Source organism: Luteibacter sp., assembly GCF_036500425.1.
Classification (GTDB): Bacteria; Pseudomonadota; Gammaproteobacteria; order Xanthomonadales; family Rhodanobacteraceae; genus Luteibacter.
This window is the reverse complement of record NZ_DASYCB010000031.1, coordinates 12,067-33,860: the sequence shown is the minus strand read 5'-3', so window position 1 is coordinate 33,860 and position 21,794 is coordinate 12,067. Positions and strand designations below refer to the sequence as shown.

Sequence of the window (21,794 nt, the reverse complement as noted above, 5' to 3'; positions counted from 1 at the left end):
GCTTGAGGCAAGCGCCCATCGCGCGCAAGCGCGCTCCTACAGGGGGGTGTCAGTGCAGGCCGAAGTCGACGCGGGTGGTTTTGCCGCCATCGTCGATGCCCTTGGGGTCGACCTTTGGCGCGAGGACGAACACGCGCTTGTCATCGACCTTGCCCTGTAGCCACAGGCGTACTGCATTCGCCCGGCGCTCAGCCAGGTGGCGCAGCGCGTCGGCATCGACCGGCATGTTGGTCTCCATCAGCGTGCGCATTTCTTCCGGCGGCTGCGACTTGGTCAGGCCGATCATGTTCTTCGGCTTGGGGAAGGAGGCGTGCTTGTACGCGCGCTCAAGGTACTTGTCCTGCTGCTCCTGGGTCGGTGCCGTCGTGTCGTCACCCTTGTCGTTCACCTGCTCCTGGTGGACCAGGTCGTCGACCATGACCTTGCGCAGCCCGGCTTCGTCCTTGCTCGTATCGATCCGCCCGATGATGTCCAGACTGATCGATGGCTTGTTCGTAAGCACCTTGACCAGTTCGCCCAGCTTGGCATCCGCAGCGGGATCCAGCACCGCGGAGCCCGGCGCGAATTCGACGTAGCCAAGGTCTTCGCGGCCACCGCCCGCCGAAGCCAGCAGGCGGAACGGCGAGGTCACCGCCTTCACGATCAGGTTGCCGATCGCGCGCCAGATCAGGCCGCCCACGCTGAAGTGGGGCTCGTCGAGTGAACCGCTCACGGGTACGTGGACGTCGATGCGCCCCTCGCTGTCGCGCAGCAGCGCCACGGCGAGTTTCACCGGCAGGTGGCTGATCCCGGGACCTTCGATGCGGTCGCCGAACGTGAGCTGGTCGATGAAGATGTGGTTATCCGCGTTCAGCTTGCGCTGGTCGAGCGTGTAATGGACATCGACATTCAGACGGCCGCGTGTGATCGGATAGCCGGCGTACTTGCCAGAGTAAGGCGATAGGTTGGTGAGCTGGATGCCCTCGGCCTTGGCAGTGATATCGAGAAACGCCACCGGCGCAAGCGGGTTGATCGTGCCATCGATATTGACCGGCGCATTGCCATCGAGCTGGCCCTGCAGGGTGAGCGGCGCTGGCGCTGCGCCACCCGCTGTGCCAAACGCGCCGATCTTGCCGGTGAGGTCCATCACGTCGGCGGTGTAGTTCGGCTTGATGAAGTTATCGGTGTAGTTGAGCCGGCCCTTGGTCAGCGTGATCTGGCCGATACGTATGTCGGCCTCGGGGCCTTCTGCGGCGGGCACGGCGACCGGCTCGTTCGCCGTTTTCGGTGCGGGGTTGGCCTGGGCCTGGGTGACGGAAACCGCTCCCGGCGCTTCGGGGTTGGCAACGACATCCTGCAGGTTCAGGCGCCCGGTCGCGTTGATGATCACGCGTGCGTAAAAGTCGTCGAGCGCGAGGCCGCCGATCGCGACTTTAGGCACGCCTTCACCCATGGCGACCGCCATGTTCGTCGCGCTTAGCGAGTTCCAGCGAAGGAAATCGTCGTTGGTCAGCTTGTCCTGTACGCGTACGCGGCCCAGGGTCGCTTTTCCCCGATAGGCGATACGCGGTGTGTCCTTTCCGCGGTCCGTATAGCGAACCTCGCCATCGACACTGAGCAGACCGCTGGCGACGGTGACGTTCAACGGCACGGTCACCAGGGTTTGCAGCGGCGCGACGTCGAGGCGCGTCGCCTGCATTTTCAGGTCGGCTTCGAGCGGTACCGGCTTGACCTTGCCAGTGATGGCGAACGTACCCGCGCCCAGGCCGCCCTTCAGATCCAGGCTGATCGGCTTGCGCAGGTCGTCGGAAAGGCCATCGATGCTGAAGGCGCTCGCGCTCAGGTTGATGCTGTTGCGCTTGCCCGGTGCTTTGGCGTCGCGCAGGGTGACTTTGCTGTCGCTCACGCCGAGATGGCTGACGCTCCATGTCCAGCCCTTGCCCGCAGGGTGTGCGGCGCTCGCGTTGGCCGGGAGCATGCTCGTGACATCGAGGTTGCCGTTGGCGAGACGCTTGAGGTCAAGCGATAACCCATCGAGCAGGAGCGCGTCGACACGGGCTTCGCTGGTGGCCATGTCGACCGAGGTGATCGTCGCGCTCAGCGATTTCCATACGACCGGCGAGGCGCGGCCCCCGTGCGGCACGAGGTTGAAGTCATCGAGGCGTGCTTTGGCTTTCTCAAGACGGACCGTGGCAGCCTCGTGCCAGTCGGCTTTCAGGGTGCCATCCGCGGTGAAGCGGCCGCCGGTGATATCGGCGGCGAGCACCGGCGGTGTCAGCGGCATCAGCGGGGCAAGCGACACATCGCGGATGTCGAGCGTGCCTGCATAGCGACTGGCAGCGAGTTCGAACGCACCCTTTGTCGCGACGGAGCCACCCGCAAGACCGGCGGAGACATCGAGTGCGGCAGCCGGGGCCTTCACCGTGCTAAGGCCGCCCAGGGTGCCCGCTAGATGTTCGAGCGTCAGGTGCGCCGGTGCGGGCGCGGCAAGGTCAGCGTAGTCGACCTTCATGTTAACCAGAGTCAGCAGGTCGATCCGCACATCCATCGGCGGTGCCTTCGGATCCGGCGGCGTATCGCTGCCCATCAACGGGTCGAAGTTGCTCTTGCCGCCAGGCAGGCGGGCATAGCGCAGGGCTCCATCCTTGAGCGTGATCGCGCCAAGGCGGTAGCGTGATGACATCGGGTCGAGCACGCCCAGGTCGGCATCCGCACGGCCGATGGCGAGCAGGGCGCCGCCGTCCTTGCCGGTGATCTTCAGATCGTCGAGTGCCAGTCGACCCTTGACCCGGATGGATGGCTGCTTCTCATCCATGATGAAGCTCACGGTCATGCCGCCGGACAGCTTGCCGCCCGGCACGGCGACCGGCAGCGGCGCCGGAACGAAGCCGACGTAGCGGGGCAGGTCGAGCTGGTCGAAATGCAGGGTGACGGTCGATTCGCGGCTGCTGGCGAAGGGCTTGGTCTGGCCCTGTACCTTGAGCGGGCTACCGTCGACATGCATGGCCAGCAACGGCTGGACGAAGATATCGGTATCGCTCGGCAGGTTGGCGATAAACGGGATGCCGAGTTCAAGATGGTCGACGCGATGCGCTGCATCGAGGACGCGGTCGTCGAAATCGACCTGGCCGTCGTGGATGGCGATATTGGACAAGGCGAAACGCGCCGGGCTGCTATCTGGCGTGGCCGGTTGGCTCGTGAAGCGTTCGATGATGTCGGTGAAGTTGAACCGCTGCGGGGCCGTGCGCTGCAGGTGCACGCGAGGGCTATCGACGCGGAGTTCGTCGAGGATGGGCGCCGCGCGGAACAGCGAAGCCCAGGAGGCGTTGGCGGTCACCCGGCCGACGTCGAGGAAGGCGGACTTGCCGTCCGCTTCGGCGATATGCAGCCGCTCGAGGGTCAGCCGCAGGGTGAATGGGTTGAGGCTCACGTCACCCACCGTGACCTGACGGCCCAGGGCGGCGCTGGCGCGGCTGGCGATCTGCGAGCGGATCAGTGATGGCGCGGCAAGGAAGCCGAGCAGTGCGAAGAGTACGAGGGCGATGGCCAGGCCCAGCGCAATGCGCCGGGTGCGTCGCGACCGGTAAGTCGCCAGAGCGCGATCCCGTGCCCTATCCCATGGCAAGTCCCGCCAGCTTCTACGAGTGTCCATACCGACCGCCCCTTCTACGCGTTACCCCCCGGGCGGAGTGTACTCGTGAAGCCGTCGTGTAGGAGTGCGCTTGCGCGCGATGGGTGCTCGCGGCAGACCCGATCGCGCGCAAGCGCGCTCCTACATGGGCTTAAGTCCAGCTGCAGACGACCTTGCCGCAGACGCCGGCGTCCATCAGGTCGAAACCCTTCTGGAAATCGTCGATCGCGATCTGGTGCGTGAGCACCTTCTGCAGCGGGAAGCCGGTGAGCACCATCTGGGTCATCTTGTACCAGGTCTCGTACATCTTCCGGCCGTAGATGCCCTGCAGGGTCAGGCCTTTGAAGATCACCTTGTCCCAGTCGATGCCGGCGCCGCGCGGCATGATGCCGAGCATGGCGACCTTGCCGCCGTGGTACATGCACTCGAGCATGTCGTTGAAGGCACGCGGGTTGCCGCTCATCTCCAGACCCACGTCGAAGCCTTCGATGTGCAGGTCCTTCACGACGTCCTTGAGCGACTGATTAGCCACGTTAACCACGCGGGTGGCACCCATGTCGGCGGCCAGCTTAAGGCGGTAATCGTTGACGTCGGTGACCACCACGTTGCGGGCGCCCACGTGCTTGGCGATACCGGCGGCGATGATGCCGATCGGGCCGGCACCGGTGATCAGCACGTCTTCGCCGATCAGGTCAAATTCCAGCGCGCAGTGCGCGGCGTTGCCGTACGGGTCGAAGAAAGCGGCCAGCTCGGACGGGATCTGGTCCGGAATCGGCCACAGGTTCGAGGCCGGCATGGTCATGTATTCGGCGAAGGCGCCGTTACGGTTCACGCCGATGCCCACGGTGTTCGGGCACAGGTGCTGGCGGCCGGCGCGGCAGTTGCGGCAGTGGCCGCAGACGATGTGCCCCTCGGCCGAGACGCGATCGCCGACCTTGTAGCCGGTGACGCCGGGGCCGATCTCGGCGATGCGACCCACGAATTCGTGGCCGATCGTCAGGCCCGGCTGGATCGTGCGCTGGGACCACTCGTCCCACTTGTAGATGTGCAGGTCGGTCCCGCAGATCGCGGTCTTCTCGATCTTGATCAGGACCTCGTTCGGGCCCGGGGTCGGGACCGGCACTTCTTCCATCCAGATGCCCTGTTCGGGCTTGCGCTTGACCAGCGCCTTCATCGTCTGCTGCATGGGCTTTCAGGTTTCCGTGGGGACAGGCCGCGGGGTGGGCCAAACCACCATTATAGGCCGCGGCAGGTAGGTTGGCTTGTGCGCCGCGCCATTGCCAGCCGTGGTCACGGGCCTCTAGGGTGGGCCAGCTTTGGAACCCACAGGGGCAAGTGAGACGATGCGAATCCGGACCGTGATGCTGGGAGCCGCCATGGCTTTGGCGCTGGAAGCGAAGGCCGACGAGGGCATGTGGATGCCCTCCCAACTGCCTTCGATTGCGAAAAACCTCAAGGCGGCGGGCTTCCGTGGGGAGGCGGCTGACCTGGCCGACCTGACCAAGGCGCCGCTCAACGCGGTCGTCCGCGTCGGCGGCGGCACGGGCTCTTTTGTCTCGGCCGATGGCCTGCTGGTCACCAACCACCACGTGGCCTTTGGCGTTATCCAGTACAACTCCAAGCCCGATCGCGACTTGATCAGCAACGGATACGTTGCCCCGGACCAGGCCGGCGAGCTGCCGGCCAACCCGGATTACCGTGCCCGGGTCACCGTGGGCTTCGACAAGGTCACCGACCGGATCCTCGTTGGCGCGAAGGGCAAGACGGGCAGGGCGTACTACGACGCCATTGACGTCGCCAGCAAGGCGCTCGTTGCCGAGTGCGAGAAGGAGGCGGGCATCAAGTGCAGCGTGGCCACCATGTTCTATGGCCGCGATTTCTACCTGGTGAAGCAGCTCGAGCTGCGGGATATCCGCCTGGTCTACGCGCCGCCGCGCGCCATCGGTAACTACGGCGACGAAACGGACAACTTCATGTGGCCGCGCCACGCCGGTGACTTCACCGTGCTGCGCGCTTACGTCGGCCCGGATGGCAAGCCGGCTGATTACTCGCCGGATAACAAGCCGTACCACCCACCATCGCACCTGCAGATCGCCACCGATGGCGTGGCCGAGGGCGACTTCGTCATGCTTGCAGGCTACCCAGGCACGACCTATCGCCATCGGACCGCGGCGGAGTTCGCCGACCAGGTGGAATGGCGCCTGCCCACCTCCGTGGCCGTGCTCAAGGCATTGCAGGATGTGATTGAAGCGCAGGGCGCTTCGGACAAGGACGCAGCGATCCGCTACGCCTCGCAACTGCAGTCGCTGAAGAACGGCATCAAGCGTTTCAGTGGTGAGCTCGAAGGCCTGGAACGCAGCGATGCGGTCAGCGTGCGCCGTGACGATGAGGCCGCGATGCTCGCATGGCTCGCGACGCAGCCTGAGGCGAAAACCCTCAAGCCGCAGATCGACCAGGCGATGGCGTTGATCGCACAGGGCAAGGACGTGCGTGAGCGCGACCTGCTGATCGGGCTGCTGTCGTCGCAGACCCAGCTAATGCGCGGAGCCCTGAACGTGGATCGTCTTGCCGTGGAACGGCCGAAGGCTGATGCCGAGCGCGAAACCGGCTACCAGAAGCGTGACGAAGAGCTGATCCAGAGCCAGCTGAAGCAGATCCAGCGGCGCTACGACCCCAAGGTGGAGAAAGCCCTCATCACCTCGCTGTTGACACGCTACCAGAAGCTGCCGGCGGCTCAGCACGTGGCCGAGGTAGACAAGGTATTTGGCACGACGCCCGCGGCGCTGGCGAAGTCGCTGGATGCGATCTACGGCGGCACGAAGTTCGGTGACGAAGCAGAGCGCAATCGCCTGTTCGCCGCTGCGCCCGCCGATGTGGAGAAGAGCACGGATGCCCTGATGGTGGCAGCGCGTACCCTGCGCCCCGCGTTGCTCCGCATGGAAGATGAGAAGAAGGGCCGCGATGGCGACCTGCTTCGCCTTCGTCCCGCGTATATGCAGGCGTTGATTGGCTTCCGCGAGAAGCAGGGCAAGGCCGTATACCCCGATGCGAACTCCACGCTGCGCGTGAGTTACGGCAAGGTCACGCCACTGGTCGCCCGCGATGCGGTGACCTATGCACCGCTTACCACGGTGCAAGGCATCGTTGAGAAGAACACCGGCAAGGTGCCGTTCGATGCACCGAAGCCGTTGCTCGATGCGATCAAGAAGGGCGATTTCACCGGCTACGCCGATCCGAAGACGGGCGCGATGCCGGTCGATTTCCTTTCCAACCTCGACACCACGGGCGGCAACTCCGGCTCGCCGGTGTTGAACGCGAAGGGCGAACTCGTTGGCCTGAACTTCGACAGCAACTGGGAGGCGGTGAGCGCGAGCTGGATGTACGACCCGCGCTACAAGCGCGCCATCCACGTCGACATGCGCTACATGCGCTGGCTGATGGACAAGGTGTATCCGTCGCCTGCGTTGCTTAAGGAACTGGGTGTGCCCGCACGCTGAAAAAGGGCGCAGCGCGTTTCATCTCCTGACACGGACCTAGTGCGGCAAGATGTAGGCGAAACGCCCGCCGACATGTAGGCAACACAACTTCCACGCCGCCCCTTTGCACACGTGGGATTGCGCCGGCGCGCGATACGTCCTTGCGAAGTCACTCAAAAAGAAGGCCGCCTGAGGCGGCCTTCTTTTTGTTTCTCACGCTGTTCACGTGTGCTTTGCAGGCGCGCACCGCTCCACGCACAAGAGCCACGCCGTGCGATGGGCGTAGTCGATGGTCATGCGAAACGATGAAAGGACGTTCCCACCCAGGGCGCCGTGCACTTCCTTGTCCATGTACCCCGACATCCCCTTCAAACCGAACGCCTGGTCAGGGCGCTCGGTAAACCAGACGGGGCCGACCGTCCACCCCTGGATGAGGATAGATGGCACGCGGATCGTCCGCGTAGCCCGACCCGGCCCGAAGAGGTCATCGGCATCGTTAACCAGCGGCCAGTCGGGGTGGGCGGCGTGCCACCGATTCATGACCGATGTCGTGACGTAGCTAGCCGCCGCGTAGCCGTTTGCTGCGACGACCGTTCCCATGAGCTTCTTGCCGATGGTCGAGGGGTGCGCTGTTGCACCTGTATCGAGTAGAAGATCGATGGGTTCGCCTTCAACGCTGATGGTCACGCGGGGGTACGGCGCTTCGAGCTGGCCACTTGACTCGGTTGGAAAGCCCAGGGGAACGGCGTGTGCACCCTTGTCGTGCTTGGCATCCGAATCTTCCAGCGTGAGTCGATGTGCCGGGTAATCAAACGTCCAGGTTCCCCGCGACAGATACCATGCGCTGATGACGCCATCGTCCATGCCATCGCCGACGCCGTCCGGGACGAGCGCGACGTTATTGCAGGTGAGCCCATCGAGGTGAGGTATGCCCTTGCCCTGGGCAAAGGCCGGCGGGACCGCAAATCCGTCCATGTCGAAACATCTGGCCGGCGTGAGGTTCATGAGTGCCGCGACAGAGGCGCGTAGCTGCAAGAATGCACCTCCGCCACCTGTGTCCGTATTGAATCGAAGTGTCTTACCGGACTGGGTCGTCGGCGTGGTGAAGAAGTGTCCCGCCTCGTACGAGGTAGGCATGACAGTCGAAGCAAAGCTGGCGGTCGATGCCATCATGCCGATCGCGGCGGCGAGCAGGGGCGCTTTCATCCATTCGTTCCTCTTCCGTGCAGGAGCATGGATACTCTCAGCTTGCCGTTGCTCCGACCAGCATGACCGATGATCCATGACGCCCGTCCCCTTGCCATCTTTCTCATGGGCCCTACGGCCTCAGGGAAGACGGCGCTCGCCTGCGCACTGTCCGACGCGTTTCCCGTCGGACTCATCAGCGTGGACTCGGCGTTGGTGTACCGCGGCCTGGACATCGGCTCGGCCAAGCCGGATGCGAGCACGCTGGCGCGGTATCCCCACGCGTTGATCGACATCCGCGACCCGGCCCAGCCCTATTCGGCGGCCGATTTTGCGGAGGACGCTGCGGCGGCCATGGCGCGGGTGGCGGGGCAGGGCAAGGTGCCACTGCTGGTTGGCGGTACCGGTCTCTACTTTCGTGCACTCCAGCGTGGTCTTTCGGATCTACCCGAAGCGGACCCGGTAGTGCGTGAGCGTCTGGGCGCCGAAGCCGACGAGATCGGCTGGGCGGCGATGCACGCCCGGATGGCCGCGGCCGACCCTGCTGCCGGTGTGCGGATCCGGCCGGGCGATGCACAGCGGATTCAGCGCGCCCTCGAAGTCTTCGAGCTCACCGGGCGCCCCATTACCGAGCTTCAGAACGCCCCGCGGAAACCGTTTCCCTGGCGCGTGCTCAAACTGGCGCTGCTTCCGGAAAACCGCGCGGCGCTCCACGAGCGCATCGCCCTGCGCTTCGACACCATGCTCGCAGACGGTTTCCTGGACGAGGTGCGCGGACTCAAGGCGCGCGGCGACCTGCATGCCGACCTGCCGGCGATCCGCGCGGTGGGCTACCGCCAGGCCTGGGAATTCCTTGATGGACAAGGAGATGCCCAGAACTTCCGTGACCGTGGTATCTATGCAACGCGGCAACTCGCGAAGCGCCAGGTGACCTGGTTGCGAAGCGAGCTTGACGCGCGGGCTTTCGACCCGGACCGGGGGGATCCGTTGCCGGAAGTGCGTAAGGCGGTGGCGCAGTTCTTGTTAATGCCTACATCGTCACGCTGAGTCCTTCCAGCCAGCGTTTAAAAGCAGTTAAGATTCAAAGCACTTGGGCCGGGGCGCCGTTTTGGCGTTTTTTACCCGGACCCGTACGAGAGGCGTAGGGGAGAAGAAAAAATGTCCAAAGGGCAGTCATTGCAAGATCCGTTTCTGAATGCGCTTCGCCGTGAGCGCGTGCCGGTGGCCATCTACCTGGTCAACGGCATCAAGCTGCAGGGCACGATCGAGTCGTTCGACCAATTCGTGGTGCTGCTGCGTAACCAGGTGAGCCAGATGGTGTACAAGCACGCCATCTCCACCGTGGTGCCGAGCCGTAATGTTCGCGTGGGCGGCCACGAGAGCCATGTTGAAGGCGGCGGCGACGTCGAGGGTTGAGGGGGCCGCGACGGAACCCATATCGGTAGGGACGAGATCGAGCAGGCCATTCCGGCCTGCTCGTCTCTTCTTTCATCCATGAGGTCATTCCCCTAAGTGTTCGATAGGCAAAAGAAAGGCGATCGCGCCGTCCTGGTGCTCCCCCATTCGCGGGGCGAGGGCGATGCAACGCGCCGTGGCGAGGAATTCGCCGAGTTGGTCTCCTCGGCCGGGGCCGAGATCCTGGCCAGTATTTCGGCCCGCGTAAGCGAGCCGAACCCGCGTTATTACATTGGTACCGGCAAGGCTGACGAAGTGGCCGAGGCCGTTCGCGCCCTTGAGGCGGATGTGGTCCTGGTCGATCACGTCCTGACCCCGGTGCAGGAGCGCAACCTCGAAAAGCACCTGAAGACTCGCGTCGTCGATCGCGCGGGCCTGATCCTGGACATCTTCGCCCAGCGCGCCCGTTCCCATGAGGGCAAGCTGGAAGTGGAACTGGCCCAGCTCAAGCACCTGGCCACGCGCCTGGTCCGGGGCTGGACCCATCTTGACGCCCAGCGTGGTGGCGCCATCGGCAACCGAGGCCCGGGTGAAACCCAACTGGAAACCGATCGCCGCCTGCTTGCCGAGCGCGTGAAGATGCTCACCAAGCGGCTGGAAAAGGTCCAGGTGCAGCGTAGCCAGCAGCGCCGGGCGCGCTTGCGCAACACCGTACCGCGCGTCGCCCTGGTCGGCTACACCAACGCGGGCAAGTCCACGCTGTTCAATGCCCTGACCACCGGTGGCGTCTACGCGGCCGACCAGCTGTTCGCCACGCTGGACCCCACCGTACGCAAGATCGACAGCCTTTCGTGCGGCCCCGCCGTGGTGGCCGATACGGTCGGTTTCATCCGCGAGCTGCCACATGACCTGGTGGCGGCCTTTCGCGCCACCCTGGCCGAGGCCAGGGATGCCGACCTGCTGATTCACGTGAGCGACGCGGCTGATGAGGAGCGCGAGTTGCTGCGCCGGGTCGTCAACGCGGTTCTCGAGGAGATCGGCGCGGGCGATGTGCCCCAGCTTTCGGTCATGAATAAGATTGATCTCATAGAGGACGCCGTGCCTCGCATCGATCGGGGCGATGATGGCAAGCCGCGCACCGTCTGGCTGTCGGCCCATTCAGGAGCCGGTGTCGATGGGCTTCGAGAGGCCCTGGGCGAACTCCTCGGCGGTGACCGGATTCGTGCTGACATCCACCTCCCGCTTACTGCGGGGCGCCTCCACGCCCGGCTCAAGGCGGCTGGCGCCATCGCTGGCGAGGCGATCGACGAGAACGGCTGGCAGCTGGATATCGATGCCCCGCGCTCGGTTCTGGCCCCACTGATCGGTGATGACGTCCACGCATCGTCCCTGCGCGAGCTGATCGATCCGCCTCACGCCGAGCATTGACCGGGACGGGTCTGCTAGAATTTGTCGTGTTTGCGTGCCCGAACGGCGCGGCGACGGGCGTTCCACGCCTGCCGCCTTTCCCCGGTCGGACGGGCCCGCCCTGAAGGCTTTCCAGCCGCCCACCCTCCAGTCCCCGAAGGAGACTGACGCCCATGCCCTGGAACGAACCCGGCAACGGCCAGAAGGACCCCTGGAACCGCAACCGGCAGGGTCAGCGCAAGTTCGACCTCAACGGTTTGCTGAAGCAGTTCACCTCGCGCTTTGGCCGTTTTGGCTCGGGCAGCGGCGGCGTACTTGCGATCCTGCTGGTGTTCGTCGTGGCCTGGCTGCTCGTATCGAGCTTCACCGTCATCGATGCACGCCAGGTGGGCGTGGTGCTGCGCTTCGGCCAGTTCTCACGCGTGCTGCCCCCGGGCATGCACCTGAAGGCCCCGAATCCGATCGAAACGGTCACCAAGGTAGAAACCACCCAGGTGCGTACCGTCTCCGACACGGTGTCGATGCTGACCCGCGACGAGAACATCATCGCCATCGATTTCAACGTGCAGTACCAGGTCTCGGATGCGCGCAAGTTCCTGTTCTCGAACGCAGATCCGGCCGAGAGCATGCTGAAGAACGCGGCCGAGGCCGCCGTTCGCTCGGTCGTAGGCGCCAATGCCATGGATAGCATCCTGACGACCGGCGCCGATGCGCAGGCCGTCGTGCCCGCCACCGCAGGGTCAGTCGCGGCCGCGCCGGTCCCGGCGACGCCCGTGGATGCGACGCCCGAGGCCAAGGAAACCCTGCAGCAGCAGACCCGGGCCATCCTCCAGTCGACGCTGGACATGTACGACTCGGGTATCGCCATCACCAGCGTCAGCTTCCAGAGCGTGTCGCCGCCCGCGCAGGTGAAAGACGCGTTCGATGACGTGAACGCGGCGCGTGAAGACCGCCAGCGCTCGGAGAACGAGGCGCTCGCCTATCAGAGCAAGCTGATCCCCGATGCGCGCGGCGAAGCCGCACGCATCGCTGCCACCGCCGAGGCCGAGCGCGCCGAGCGCGTCGCCGCCGCCACCGGCGATGCCGATCGCTTTAACCTTCTGCTCAAGGAATACCGCGCCGCGCCGGACGTGACCCGCCGCCGTCTGTGGCTGGAAACGATCCAGGACGTGATGAGCCGCAACCAGAAGGTCGTGGACGGCAGCAACGGTAAGAACATCATCCAACTGCCGGTCGAGGCGTCCGGCAACGCCAGCGTTCGCAATGTGCCGGGCGTGGGCGCCATCGTGCAGTCCGCCACCACCGATGCCACGCCAGTCCAGCCGGGGAGCGCCCAGTGAAGATCATTTCCGGCCTCGTCGTCGTCGCCCTGGTCCTGTTGGGGTTCAACAGCGTATTCGTCGTGAAGGAAGGGCAGAACGCCCTCCTGCTGCAATTCGGCCGCATCGTGCGCTCGGATTACCAGCCGGGCCTGCACTTCAAGATCCCGCTCGCCCAGCAGGTCGTCACCTTTGATAACCGCATCCTTGGCCTGGATGCGCAGCCCGAGCGTTACTTCACCCGCGAGAAGAAATCGGTCTCCGTCGACTTCTACGTGAAATGGCGCATTGCCGATCCCGCTACGTATTACCGCGCCACCGCGGGCGACCCCACGGCTGCTATCGGCCGGCTCACCCCGGTGGTCAAGGATGCGCTGCGCGATGAGTTCAACTCACGCTTGCTTGAGGACCTGATCGGCGGTGGCCGCAAGGACATCACCGGGCACGTGCGCGAGCGCACCGACGAGATCGCGCGCAAGAACCTTGGCGTGAGCGTGGTGGATGTGCGCATCAAGCGCATCGACCTGCCGGCCGAGGTCAGCGATTCGGTGTACAAGCGCATGCGCACCGAGCGCACGCGCCTGGCCAACGAACTGCGTTCCACGGGTAAGGAAAACGCCCAGAAGATCCAGGCCGATGCCGATCGCCAGCGCGCGGTCATCCTGGCCGACGCCAATCGCGACGCCACCTCGGTGCGCGGCGATGGCGATGCCAAGGCGGCGGCGATCTACGCCTCCGCCTACGGGCAGGATCCCGAGTTCTTCGCGTTTTACGGCAGCCTCCAGGCCTACAAGAAGGCCTTCGCGGACGGTAAATCCACGATCCTGATCAAGCCCGATTCCGAATTCCTGCGCTATCTCAACGACGGCCCCGGCCGCCAGCGCTAAACGCTTCCACTAAGAGAGCCATCATCATGGGTAAGTCAGTAGTCATTCTCGGCGCGCAATGGGGCGACGAAGGCAAGGGCAAGATCGTCGATCTGCTCACCGAGCGCGTCGGTGCCGTCGCTCGTTTCCAGGGCGGCCACAATGCCGGCCATACGCTGGTGATCAAGGGCAAGAAAACGGTCCTGCACCTGATCCCTTCGGGCATCCTGCGTGACGATGCCCTCTGCCTGATCGGCAACGGCGTGGTGCTTTCGCCCGCCGCGCTGATGAGTGAAATCGCCGAGCTGGAAGCGCAGAACGTTGATGTGCGCGCCCGCCTGAAGATCTCGCCGGCCACCCCGCTGATCATGCCGTACCACATCGCCGTCGATAAGGCGCGCGAAGTGGCGTCCGGCGCCAAGGCCATCGGCACGACCGGCCGCGGCATTGGCCCGGCATACGAAGACAAGGTGGCACGCCGCTCGATCCGCGTGGCCGACCTCATGTACCCGCACGAGCTGCCTGAGAAGGTGCGGGCCGCCGTCGATTACCACAACTTCGTGCTCACCCAGTGGCTGAAGGCCGAGCCGGTCGATTACCAGACCGTGCTGGACGAAGCCCTGACCTGGGGTGAATACCTCCGTCCGATGGTCGACGACGTCGCCACGATCCTTCACGACGTGCGTCGCGAAGGCGGCAACATCCTGTTCGAAGGTGCGCAGGGCGCGCTGCTCGATATCGACCACGGCACCTACCCGTACGTCACGTCGTCGAACACGACGGTCGGTGGCGCGCTGGCCGGTACCGGCGTGGGCGCACGTGATATCGACTACGTGCTCGGCATCTGCAAGGCCTACGCTACGCGTGTCGGTGGCGGTCCGTTCCCGACCGAGCTGAACGACGAGATGGGCGAGCTGCTGCGCAAGAAGGGCAACGAGTTCGGCGCCAGCACCGGCCGTCCGCGCCGTTGCGGCTGGATCGACCTTGTCGCGCTGAAGCGCGCCGTGCAGATCAACGGCATCGATGGCCTGGCCATCACCAAGCTCGACGTGCTCGATGGCCTGGAAACGATCAAGGTCTGCATCGCGTACGAATACCGTGGCAAGCGCCGCGAGCTGGCTCCGCTGGATGCGGATGGCTGGGCGGAGTGCAAGCCCGTCTACCTCGAGTTCCCTGGTTGGGAAGAATCCACCGCGGGCATCCGTGACTGGAACAAGCTCCCGCCGGCCGCCCGCGCGTACCTGCGTTCGGTGGAAGAACTCTCCGGCTGCAAGCTGGCCCTGGTCGCCACCGGCGCCGACCGCGACGATACGATCGTCCTCGACGACCCATTCGGCGGCGCGGACTGCTAAGCCGTCTGCGGTAAATCGAAGAAAAGGCCAGCCTCACAGCTGGCCTTTTTTGTGGGTTCCCGCGTCACCGCTTCGTGGGCTTATCGCGCGCAAGCGCGCTCCTACAAAAGCAGGGTACGGGCCCTGTAGGAGCGCGCTTGCGCGCGATGCTCCACATAGCGTGCAACGGGCGCCCCCATTATTCTTTCAGCGACTGAAGGCGCGAACTGAACGCGCGGAGATACGCGTATGACCCGTACGCTGGATGAATGGCTGGCTTACCAGGAAACCACCAACGTGCACGAGATCGAGCTTGGGCTGGATCGGGTGCGCATGGTCTGGCAGGCGATGGGCTCGCCGCGTCCCGCGCCCCTCGTGATCACGGTCGGTGGGACGAACGGCAAAGGTTCCACCGTCGCCTTGCTGGAAGGCATGCTGCGCGCCGCCGGTTACCGCACCGGCTGCTATACCTCGCCGCACCTGGTCCACTACAACGAGCGCATCCGTATCGATGGCGTCAATGCTGCCGATGAGGATCTGGTGGCGTCGTTCGAGCGCATCGAGGCGGCGCGGGGCACGATCGCCCAAACGTATTTTGAATTCGGCACGCTTGCCGCGATCGATCTGATGGCGCGCGCCGGCGTCGATGTCGCGATCCTCGAAGTGGGCCTCGGTGGCCGCCTCGACGCCGTCAACATCATCGATGCCGATGCCGTCGTCATCACCACCATCGATCTTGATCACCAGGCCTGGCTGGGTAACGACCGTGACAGCATCGGTCGGGAAAAGGCGGGGATTGCGCGTGCGGGGCGGCCCGCTGTCGTCGGTGAGCTGGCGCCGCCCGAAGGACTATTAGCCGCGCTGCGCGATACGGGTGCCCAGATCGAGCTGGCGGGTTCGTCCTACGGGTGGGAGGTGCCCGTTGCCGGTGAGGTCGGTGTGACATGGCGTTGGCTGCATTCCGACGGCATGTCGCTGGATCTGCCACGCCCTGCGCTGGCCGCGCCCGTTCAGTTCGCCAACGCATCGGCCGCGATCGCTGCGCTGCACGCCTTGCGTGAACACCTTCACGTGCCTGCCACCGCGATGGCCGGGGCGCTGGCACGGGTGCGGGTGGATGGCCGCCTGCAGCGCGTGGGTGAGCGCCCGCTGACTCTCGTCGATGTCGGCCATAACCCCCAGGCCGCGCGAGCACTCGCCGAATGGCTGGATACTCAGCCACATAGTGGCCAGGTGCTTGCGGTGTACGGCGCACTGGGCGACAAGGACGTCGCGGGCGTCGTCACCGCGCTGGGGCACCGTGTCGATCGCTGGTTCCTCGCGGGCCTCGATCGCGATACGCCGCGCGGCTTGCGCGCCGAGGCTCTTGGTGAGGTCTTCGATAGCGTGCTGCCTGAGGCCATGCGCCAGGCGTATCCGGACGTGGCATCGGCCTGGCAGGCTGCCCGTGAAGCGGCGGGAGTGGGTGACACCGTCCTGCTGTTCGGGTCGTTTTTCGTCGCAAGCGCCGCGCTCACGACGCGGGCGTGAACGCCAATGAGGGGAGGGGCTCCGGGCACTCCCCATTGCCGGTTATAATCGCTGCGATCCGCATTGCGCCGGCCGAATGGAGCTTTCCTTGAAAACACGCCTGCTGGGTGCCGCCGTCCTTATCGCTCTACTCGTCCTGATCGTGCCGATGCTGTTCTCCAGCACGCCGCCCAAGAGCGACGCCGACCAGACGGTCAGCCTTGAGATCCCGCCGGCACCCGACCGCGACCTGCAGTCGCGCACGCTGGATGTTTCCCCGAATGGCGCCGCTACGCCGGTCGCCGCGCAAGCGCAGGCCGCACCGCAGCCGGCGACCCCGCAGGCCCCCGTCGCAACGCCGGCCGCCGTACCTGCCGCGTCCCCCGCTACCGCGCGGACCGCCCCCGGCACGGTGCCCCCGGCCAGCGGAAGCCGCCTCGCCTCGGTCGATATCGCCTCGCGCAAACCGGCCGATGCGCTGCCCGAAGATTTCGCCACCCCGGCCGCCAAGCCATCCAGGCCGGCCGCCACCCCCGCGTTCGCCAAGCCCGCTCCGGCGGATGTCCCGGCGGCGGCGATGCCGGCCGGCACCGCCGCGCGCGGCAGCTACACCATCAACCTCAGCGCGTACGCCGATCGCAGCAAGGCCGATGCCCTCGTGCAGAAGGTGCGTGCCCTGGGCTACCCGGTGAACTCGGCCGCGATGAACCAGGCCGGCAAATCGTTGACCCGGGTCAGCGCGGGCCCGTTTGAGACCCGTGCCGCCGCTGAGGCCGCGCGGCTGAAGATCACGGCTGCCGTGCCGGGCGCGCCGGCCACGCTTTCGTCGAAGCCCGAAGCGCAGACGGCCGATGTCCCGGCACCGCCCAGGGCGGCTGCGGTTCCCGCAACCCCGCAGGCCCAGGCCGCCGCTGTACCGGCCGCCGCCCCGCGCGCGGGTGGTTTCGCCGTGCAGGTCGCCGCGGTCAGCAGCGAGGCCGAGGCCACGCGCCTGCGCGACAAGCTGCGTGGCGCCGGTATCGCGGGTTATGTGGATAGCATCGCCTCGAGCAGCGGCGCCAAGCTCTGGCGCGTCCGCGCAGGCCCGCAGACCCAGCGCGATGATGCGGTGCGTCTCAAAGATCAGATCAAGGCCAAGGTTGGCCTTGATGGCGTCGTGGTGTCGGCCCCGTAAGGGGCGGCACCGGGCGCCGATCGCCACATGGGGAGTAGTGGAGTGAACTGGGCCGATTACGCCATCCTGGCCGTGCTGTTCATCTCGGTCTTGATCGGCCTGGCGCGCGGCCTCATCTCCGAGGTGTTGTCGCTGGTGATCTGGGTGGCCGCGTTCTGGGTCGCCTGGGCGGTTGGCCCTCAGCTGGCGCATTACTTTGAAGGATCGGTGTCCAACGCCACGGCCCGGGTAGGCATTGGCTACACCATAGCTTTCGTGGCCGTCCTGGTGATCGGCGGCCTCATCCGGTTCCTGATCTCGCGCCTGGTGGCGAGCACGGGCCTGGGAGGTACCGACCGCCTTTTCGGCATGCTTTTCGGACTGGTTCGCGGCGTGCTCATCGTCAGCCTGGTGGTTTTCGCGCTCGGCTTCACGCCCCTGCCGAATGACCCCTGGTGGCGTGAATCCACCATGCTCCGGCAGTTCCAGGCGCCGGCCGCGTGGATCGGCCAGCAGATCCCGGCGAATGTGCGCGATTACATGCACCCGCCGGAAGCGTTGAAGAACATGAAAATGCCGAACGTCCAGCTCCCCAGCAAGGACGATCTCATGAAGCTGCGCGACCTGCCGATCCCCGGGCAAACGCGCGACAATAGCCAGGCTCACCCCGCTGCCGCATCCACGGCGGCCTCTCAGTAGAAGGCAACACCATGTGCGGAATCATCGGCATCGTCGGTACCACGGAAGTGGCATCGGCCCTGTATGACGGCCTGACCGTCCTGCAACATCGCGGACAGGATGCCGCCGGTATCGCCACCGTGGATGGCGCACGCCTGCGCCTGCACAAGGGCAACGGCCTCGTGCGCGATGTCTTCAACTCGGCGGGCGTCGGCAAGCTGCGTGGCCGCATCGGACTTGGCCACTGCCGCTACCCCACGGCCGGCTCCGAAGGTACGGAAGAAGCCCAGCCGTTCTACGTGAATTCGCCCTACGGCATTGCCTTTGCGCACAACGGTAATCTGGTCAACACCGAGCAGCTCCGCAAGGAGATGTTCGAAGACGACCGCCGCCACATCGATACCGATTCCGACTCCGAGGTGCTGCTGAACGTGCTCGCCCACGAACTGCAGCTGGAAGATCGTGGCGACCTGACCCCCGAGCACGTCTTCAAGGCCGTGTCGCGCGTGCATGCGCGCGCTCGTGGCGGTTACGCCTGCGTCGCCCTGGTGCTTGGCTATGGCCTCATCGCGTTCCGCGACCCGAATGGCATCCGCCCGCTGGTGTTGGGCGAGCGCGTCACGGCCGACGGCCACGAATACGCTGTCGCGTCCGAATCGGTCGCGCTGGACGTGCTCGGCTTCAAGCGCATGCGCGATATCGCGCCGGGCGAGGCGGTGATCATCACCGAGGGCGGCCAGCTGTTCTCGCAGCGTTGCGCGGAAGGCGCGGTGCACTCGCCGTGCATCTTCGAATACGTGTACCTCGCGCGTCCCGATTCGATGATCGAGGATGTATCGGTCTACAAGGCACGCCTGCGCATGGGCGAGAAGCTCGCCGAAAAGATCCTGCGCGAGCGTGGCCCGGACCATGGCATCGATGCGGTCATCCCCATTCCCGATACCTCGCGCACCGCGGCCAGTTCGCTGGCGCAGGCGCTGGGCGTGCCGATGCGCGAAGGCCTGGTCAAGAACCGTTACATCGGCCGCACCTTCATCATGCCGGGACAGGGCGAGCGCGTGAAATCCGTGCGCCGCAAGCTCAACGCCATCGACCTGGAGTTCCGCAAGAAGAACGTGCTGCTCGTGGATGATTCGATCGTCCGCGGCACGACCTCGAAGCAGATCATCCAGATGGCACGCGATGCCGGCGCGAAGAACGTCTACTTTGCCTCGGCCGCGCCGCCGGTGCGCTTCCCCAACGTGTATGGCATCGACATGCCTGCCGTAGCGGAGCTGATCGCCGCCGGTCGCACGGTGGAAGAAGTCGAAAAGCTCCTCGGTGCCGACTGGCTGGTCTACCAGGATCTCGACGATCTGGTCTGGGCGGTCGCGGATGGTAATGAGGATCTGAAGACCTTCGATACCTCCTGCTTCTCAGGCGAGTACGTGACAGGCGTGGATTCGGCGTTCCTGGAACAGCAGGAAGCCCTGCGTTCCGATAACGCCAAGAACGAGCGCCGTACAGCCTGATGGCGTGCGCGGCACGCAAGGCGTGCCGCGCCATTTCGTGATGCAGGATCTCCACGCCGCCGCCCGCCGTTGCCTTGATGCCGTCGATCCGGGTGAGAAAGTTCGCCTGACCTTCGATACGTTCGCCCGCCTGCAAGCCGGCGAACTCGCTGCTACGGAAAGTGGCCCCGCCGCCGAACCTATCCGTTTGCCCGGCCGTCCCGAACGGCCGCGGCTGGTGTCGACGCGCGATCTCAAGCAGCGCGGCCTGGGTACGCCCGAAGGGCGCATAGCGCTGGTACATGCCATCGCGCATATCGAATTCAATGCTATCGATCTCGCGTGGGATGCGGTGTACCGCTTCCGTGGCAAACCCGATGCCTACTATCTCGATTGGGCGTCGTGCGCGAACGACGAGGCGCGTCATTTCATGATGCTGCAGGGCCGGCTCGGCGAACTCGGCCATGCCTACGGCGATTTCGATGCGCACAATGGCCTGTGGGAAATGGCTGAGAAAACCGCGCATAGCGACACGGCGCGCATGGCGCTCGTGCCGCGCGTCCTGGAAGCGCGTGGCCTGGACGTTACGCCGGGCATGATGGAGCGCCTGCGCCACCAGAAGGACGAGCGCACCGTGGCGATCCTGGAAGTGATCCTGCGCGAGGAAGTGGCCCATGTGGCCGCGGGTACGCGTTGGTTCCACTGGTGCTGCGCGCGCGATGGTATTGAACCGGAAGCGACGTTCGCGACGCTGCTGAACGACTATATGAATGGTTCGCTGCGTGGGCCGTTCAACCTGGAAGCACGGCGTGAGGCCGGCTTCTCCGAATCCGAGCTGGCCTGGCTCGTAACGCTCTAACGCTTCAACCCGCGCAACTCGACGCTATCGGGTTCAATACGCAATACCGACCCGTGGTCGTACCAATCTCCCAGCACGATACGCTGCGCTGCCGCGCCACCCAGCGCAAAGTCATGCACGGCCGGCCGGTGCGTATGCCCATGAACCAGTCGCGTCACCCGCGCGTGGCGCATGGCATCGTCCACGGCGCCCTGGTTCACATCCATGATCGTTTCATCGATGCGCCCGGTGCGTGACTTGCTGTCACTGCGCGCCTGCGCGGCGAACGCGCGCCGCGCGGCCAGCGGCATGGAAAGAATCTGCTGCTTCCAGGCCTCGGTACGCACCTGCTTGCGCACAGCCTGGTATTCGACATCGTCAGTGCACAGCACATCGCCATGCATCAGCAGGGTAGGCACACCTTCGATGTCATGCACCGTACCGTCGTCGAGCAGGGTCATCCCAGCACGCGAAGCGAACGCGTCGCCGAGCAGGAAGTCCCGGTTGCCGACCATGAAGTACACCGGCACCCCGGTGTCGCTCAGGCCCTTCGTCGCCGCGGCGATACGTGCCGGGAGCTCGGCATCGTCGTCGTCGCCGATCCACGCTTCCACCAGGTCGCCCAAAATGTAGAACGCTTTGGCACCACGTGCCTCGTCAGATGCGAGGTACCGCTCGAACAGGGTGGTGATATCGGGGCGGGTGTCGTCAAGATGGAGATCGGCAATGAACAGCGTGGTCATGGCGTGGTCTTGGCCGCGGGCTTCTTCTCGGTTTTCTTCTCCGCCTTCTTTGGCGGGGTGGCTGGAGCAGCAGCGGGCGCGGCAGGTTTGCCGGCGACACTGGAGGCCGCCGCGGGCGCCGCCTTCTCTTCACCCACGACCTGAGCCGAGTTGATGATGACCAGCGGATTCGGCACATCGCCGACGAATGGACCCTGTGCCTTGGTCGGCAGCTTCGCGATCTTGTCGACCGTCTCCATGCCCTGGGCGACCTTGCCGAACACGGCGAAGCCCCAGGTCAGGCCGCTTTGGTTGCTGACGTAATCCAGCCGGCGGTTGTCGACAAGGTTGACGAAGAACTGCGATGTGCCCGAGTTGGCATCCGCACCACGCGCCACGGCGACCGTACCGCGCAGGTTCGACAAACCATTGTCGGCTTCGCTGGTGATCGGCGCACGGGTGCGGCGCTGGGTCAGGTCACGGCTGTAGAGGCCGCCCTGGACCATGTAGCCATCGACGACGCGGTGAAACACCGTGCCGTCGTAGAAGCCATCACGAACGTACTGGAGGAAGTTGGCGACGCTCTTGGGCGCCTTCTCCGGGAACAGCTCCAGGGTGAAATCGCCCTGGGAGGTGTGCATGACGACGCGGGGGTGATCCACCGGGCCGGGCGCGGGCGCCGCCGGCTTGGCCTGCTGCTGGGCCATGGCGGCGACAGGCAGGGCGAGGAGGAGGCTGGCGAGGGCGGTTTTCAGCATGGGCAACCGGTACGTGCAGAAGGACAACCTTGCCATGATACCCCCTTGGCGGGGGCA

General features: G+C 65.3%; 17 protein-coding genes. 12 read left to right on the top strand and 5 right to left on the bottom strand.

Going from position 1 to position 21,794, the window contains the following annotated elements:
* Window positions 1–49: 49 nt before the first annotated feature.
* Together VGN46_RS07805 and tdh are read right to left on the bottom strand one after the other, a co-directional pair.
* Window positions 50–3,631, bottom strand: a complete 3,582-nt coding sequence (locus VGN46_RS07805; protein ID WP_331642403.1) for a DUF748 domain-containing protein — start codon at window positions 3,629–3,631, stop codon at window positions 50–52.
* A gap of 130 nt (window positions 3,632–3,761) precedes the next feature.
* Window positions 3,762–4,796, bottom strand: a complete 1,035-nt coding sequence (tdh, locus tag VGN46_RS07800; protein WP_331642401.1) for an L-threonine 3-dehydrogenase — start codon at window positions 4,794–4,796, stop codon at window positions 3,762–3,764.
* A 190-nt stretch (window positions 4,797–4,986) separates the two neighbouring features.
* Here tdh and VGN46_RS07795 point away from each other — a divergent pair, with 190 nt between their 5' ends.
* Complete coding sequence (locus tag VGN46_RS07795; protein ID WP_331642399.1) at window positions 4,987–7,107, top strand: S46 family peptidase; 2,121 nt, start codon at window positions 4,987–4,989, stop codon at window positions 7,105–7,107.
* Between the two features lie 201 nt (window positions 7,108–7,308).
* Here the strand turns inward: VGN46_RS07795 and VGN46_RS07790 are convergent, their stop codons facing one another.
* Window positions 7,309–8,292, bottom strand: a complete 984-nt coding sequence (locus tag VGN46_RS07790; protein ID WP_331642397.1) for a hypothetical protein — start codon at window positions 8,290–8,292, stop codon at window positions 7,309–7,311.
* Window positions 8,293–8,361: 69 nt separating this feature from the next.
* On the opposite strand from VGN46_RS07790, the gene miaA reads away from it, so the two are divergent.
* From miaA to VGN46_RS07735, 11 genes are all read left to right on the top strand, one after another.
* Complete coding sequence (gene miaA / locus VGN46_RS07785) at window positions 8,362–9,318, top strand: tRNA (adenosine(37)-N6)-dimethylallyltransferase MiaA (protein ID WP_331642395.1); 957 nt, start codon at window positions 8,362–8,364, stop codon at window positions 9,316–9,318.
* Window positions 9,319–9,429: 111 nt separating this feature from the next.
* Entirely contained in the window at window positions 9,430–9,687 is a 258-nt protein-coding gene (gene hfq / locus VGN46_RS07780; protein ID WP_331642393.1) for an RNA chaperone Hfq, read from the top strand.
* Window positions 9,688–9,783: 96 nt separating this feature from the next.
* On the top strand, window positions 9,784–11,094 hold the full coding sequence (gene hflX / locus VGN46_RS07775; RefSeq protein ID WP_331642391.1) for a ribosome rescue GTPase HflX: 1,311 nt from the start codon (window positions 9,784–9,786) through the stop codon (window positions 11,092–11,094).
* A gap of 152 nt (window positions 11,095–11,246) precedes the next feature.
* The gene (locus tag VGN46_RS07770) at window positions 11,247–12,413 is read left to right on the top strand and encodes a protease modulator HflK (protein ID WP_331642389.1); all 1,167 of its coding nucleotides are present in this window, start codon (window positions 11,247–11,249) and stop codon (window positions 12,411–12,413) included.
* Window positions 12,410–13,279 carry a protease modulator HflC gene (gene hflC, locus VGN46_RS07765; protein ID WP_331642387.1) on the top strand — a complete coding sequence of 290 codons (870 nt, stop codon included), beginning with the start codon at window positions 12,410–12,412 and terminating at the stop codon, window positions 13,277–13,279. The genes VGN46_RS07770 and hflC overlap by 4 nt, the downstream gene beginning before the upstream one ends.
* A gap of 26 nt (window positions 13,280–13,305) precedes the next feature.
* Window positions 13,306–14,610 carry an adenylosuccinate synthase gene (locus VGN46_RS07760; protein ID WP_331642385.1) on the top strand — a complete coding sequence of 435 codons (1,305 nt, stop codon included), beginning with the start codon at window positions 13,306–13,308 and terminating at the stop codon, window positions 14,608–14,610.
* Between the two features lie 228 nt (window positions 14,611–14,838).
* Window positions 14,839–16,119 (top strand): bifunctional tetrahydrofolate synthase/dihydrofolate synthase, encoded by a 1,281-nt coding sequence (folC, locus tag VGN46_RS07755; RefSeq protein WP_331642383.1) that lies wholly within the window; start codon window positions 14,839–14,841, stop codon window positions 16,117–16,119.
* Window positions 16,120–16,207: 88 nt separating this feature from the next.
* Complete coding sequence (locus VGN46_RS07750; RefSeq protein WP_331642381.1) at window positions 16,208–17,272, top strand: SPOR domain-containing protein; 1,065 nt, start codon at window positions 16,208–16,210, stop codon at window positions 17,270–17,272.
* Between the two features lie 42 nt (window positions 17,273–17,314).
* Window positions 17,315–17,950: a CvpA family protein gene (locus tag VGN46_RS07745; RefSeq protein WP_331642379.1), complete on the top strand. Its 636-nt coding sequence runs from the start codon at window positions 17,315–17,317 to the stop codon at window positions 17,948–17,950.
* Between the two features lie 11 nt (window positions 17,951–17,961).
* On the top strand, window positions 17,962–19,440 hold the full coding sequence (purF, locus tag VGN46_RS07740; protein WP_331642377.1) for an amidophosphoribosyltransferase: 1,479 nt from the start codon (window positions 17,962–17,964) through the stop codon (window positions 19,438–19,440).
* Window positions 19,441–19,480: 40 nt separating this feature from the next.
* Complete coding sequence (locus VGN46_RS07735; protein ID WP_331642413.1) at window positions 19,481–20,278, top strand: ferritin-like domain-containing protein; 798 nt, start codon at window positions 19,481–19,483, stop codon at window positions 20,276–20,278.
* Here VGN46_RS07735 and VGN46_RS07730 read toward each other — a convergent pair.
* Both VGN46_RS07730 and VGN46_RS07725 read right to left on the bottom strand, forming a co-directional pair.
* Window positions 20,275–21,000: a UDP-2,3-diacylglucosamine diphosphatase gene (locus VGN46_RS07730; protein WP_331642375.1), complete on the bottom strand. Its 726-nt coding sequence runs from the start codon at window positions 20,998–21,000 to the stop codon at window positions 20,275–20,277. The genes VGN46_RS07735 and VGN46_RS07730 overlap by 4 nt on opposite strands.
* Window positions 20,997–21,737 (bottom strand): peptidylprolyl isomerase, encoded by a 741-nt coding sequence (locus VGN46_RS07725; protein WP_331642411.1) that lies wholly within the window; start codon window positions 21,735–21,737, stop codon window positions 20,997–20,999. Before VGN46_RS07725 ends, VGN46_RS07730 begins: the two co-directional genes overlap by 4 nt.
* Window positions 21,738–21,794: the final 57 nt, after the last annotated feature.

What these genes read in the sequence shown, in the direction of transcription:
- VGN46_RS07805 (WP_331642403.1), bottom strand. Translation starts at nt 3,631, where the DNA reads ATGGACACTCGTAGAAGCTGGCGGGACTTGCCATGGGATAGGGCACGG.
- tdh (WP_331642401.1), bottom strand. Translation starts at nt 4,796, where the DNA reads ATGCAGCAGACGATGAAGGCGCTGGTCAAGCGCAAGCCCGAACAGGGC.
- VGN46_RS07795 (WP_331642399.1), top strand. Translation starts at nt 4,987, where the DNA reads ATGGCTTTGGCGCTGGAAGCGAAGGCCGACGAGGGCATGTGGATGCCC.
- VGN46_RS07790 (WP_331642397.1), bottom strand. Translation starts at nt 8,292, where the DNA reads ATGAAAGCGCCCCTGCTCGCCGCCGCGATCGGCATGATGGCATCGACC.
- miaA (WP_331642395.1), top strand. Translation starts at nt 8,362, where the DNA reads ATGATCCATGACGCCCGTCCCCTTGCCATCTTTCTCATGGGCCCTACG.
- hfq (WP_331642393.1), top strand. Translation starts at nt 9,430, where the DNA reads ATGTCCAAAGGGCAGTCATTGCAAGATCCGTTTCTGAATGCGCTTCGC.
- VGN46_RS07770 (WP_331642389.1), top strand. Translation starts at nt 11,247, where the DNA reads ATGCCCTGGAACGAACCCGGCAACGGCCAGAAGGACCCCTGGAACCGC.
- VGN46_RS07760 (WP_331642385.1), top strand. Translation starts at nt 13,306, where the DNA reads ATGGGTAAGTCAGTAGTCATTCTCGGCGCGCAATGGGGCGACGAAGGC.
- folC (WP_331642383.1), top strand. Translation starts at nt 14,839, where the DNA reads ATGACCCGTACGCTGGATGAATGGCTGGCTTACCAGGAAACCACCAAC.
- purF (WP_331642377.1), top strand. Translation starts at nt 17,962, where the DNA reads ATGTGCGGAATCATCGGCATCGTCGGTACCACGGAAGTGGCATCGGCC.
- VGN46_RS07735 (WP_331642413.1), top strand. Translation starts at nt 19,481, where the DNA reads ATGCAGGATCTCCACGCCGCCGCCCGCCGTTGCCTTGATGCCGTCGAT.
- VGN46_RS07730 (WP_331642375.1), bottom strand. Translation starts at nt 21,000, where the DNA reads ATGACCACGCTGTTCATTGCCGATCTCCATCTTGACGACACCCGCCCC.
- VGN46_RS07725 (WP_331642411.1), bottom strand. Translation starts at nt 21,737, where the DNA reads ATGCTGAAAACCGCCCTCGCCAGCCTCCTCCTCGCCCTGCCTGTCGCC.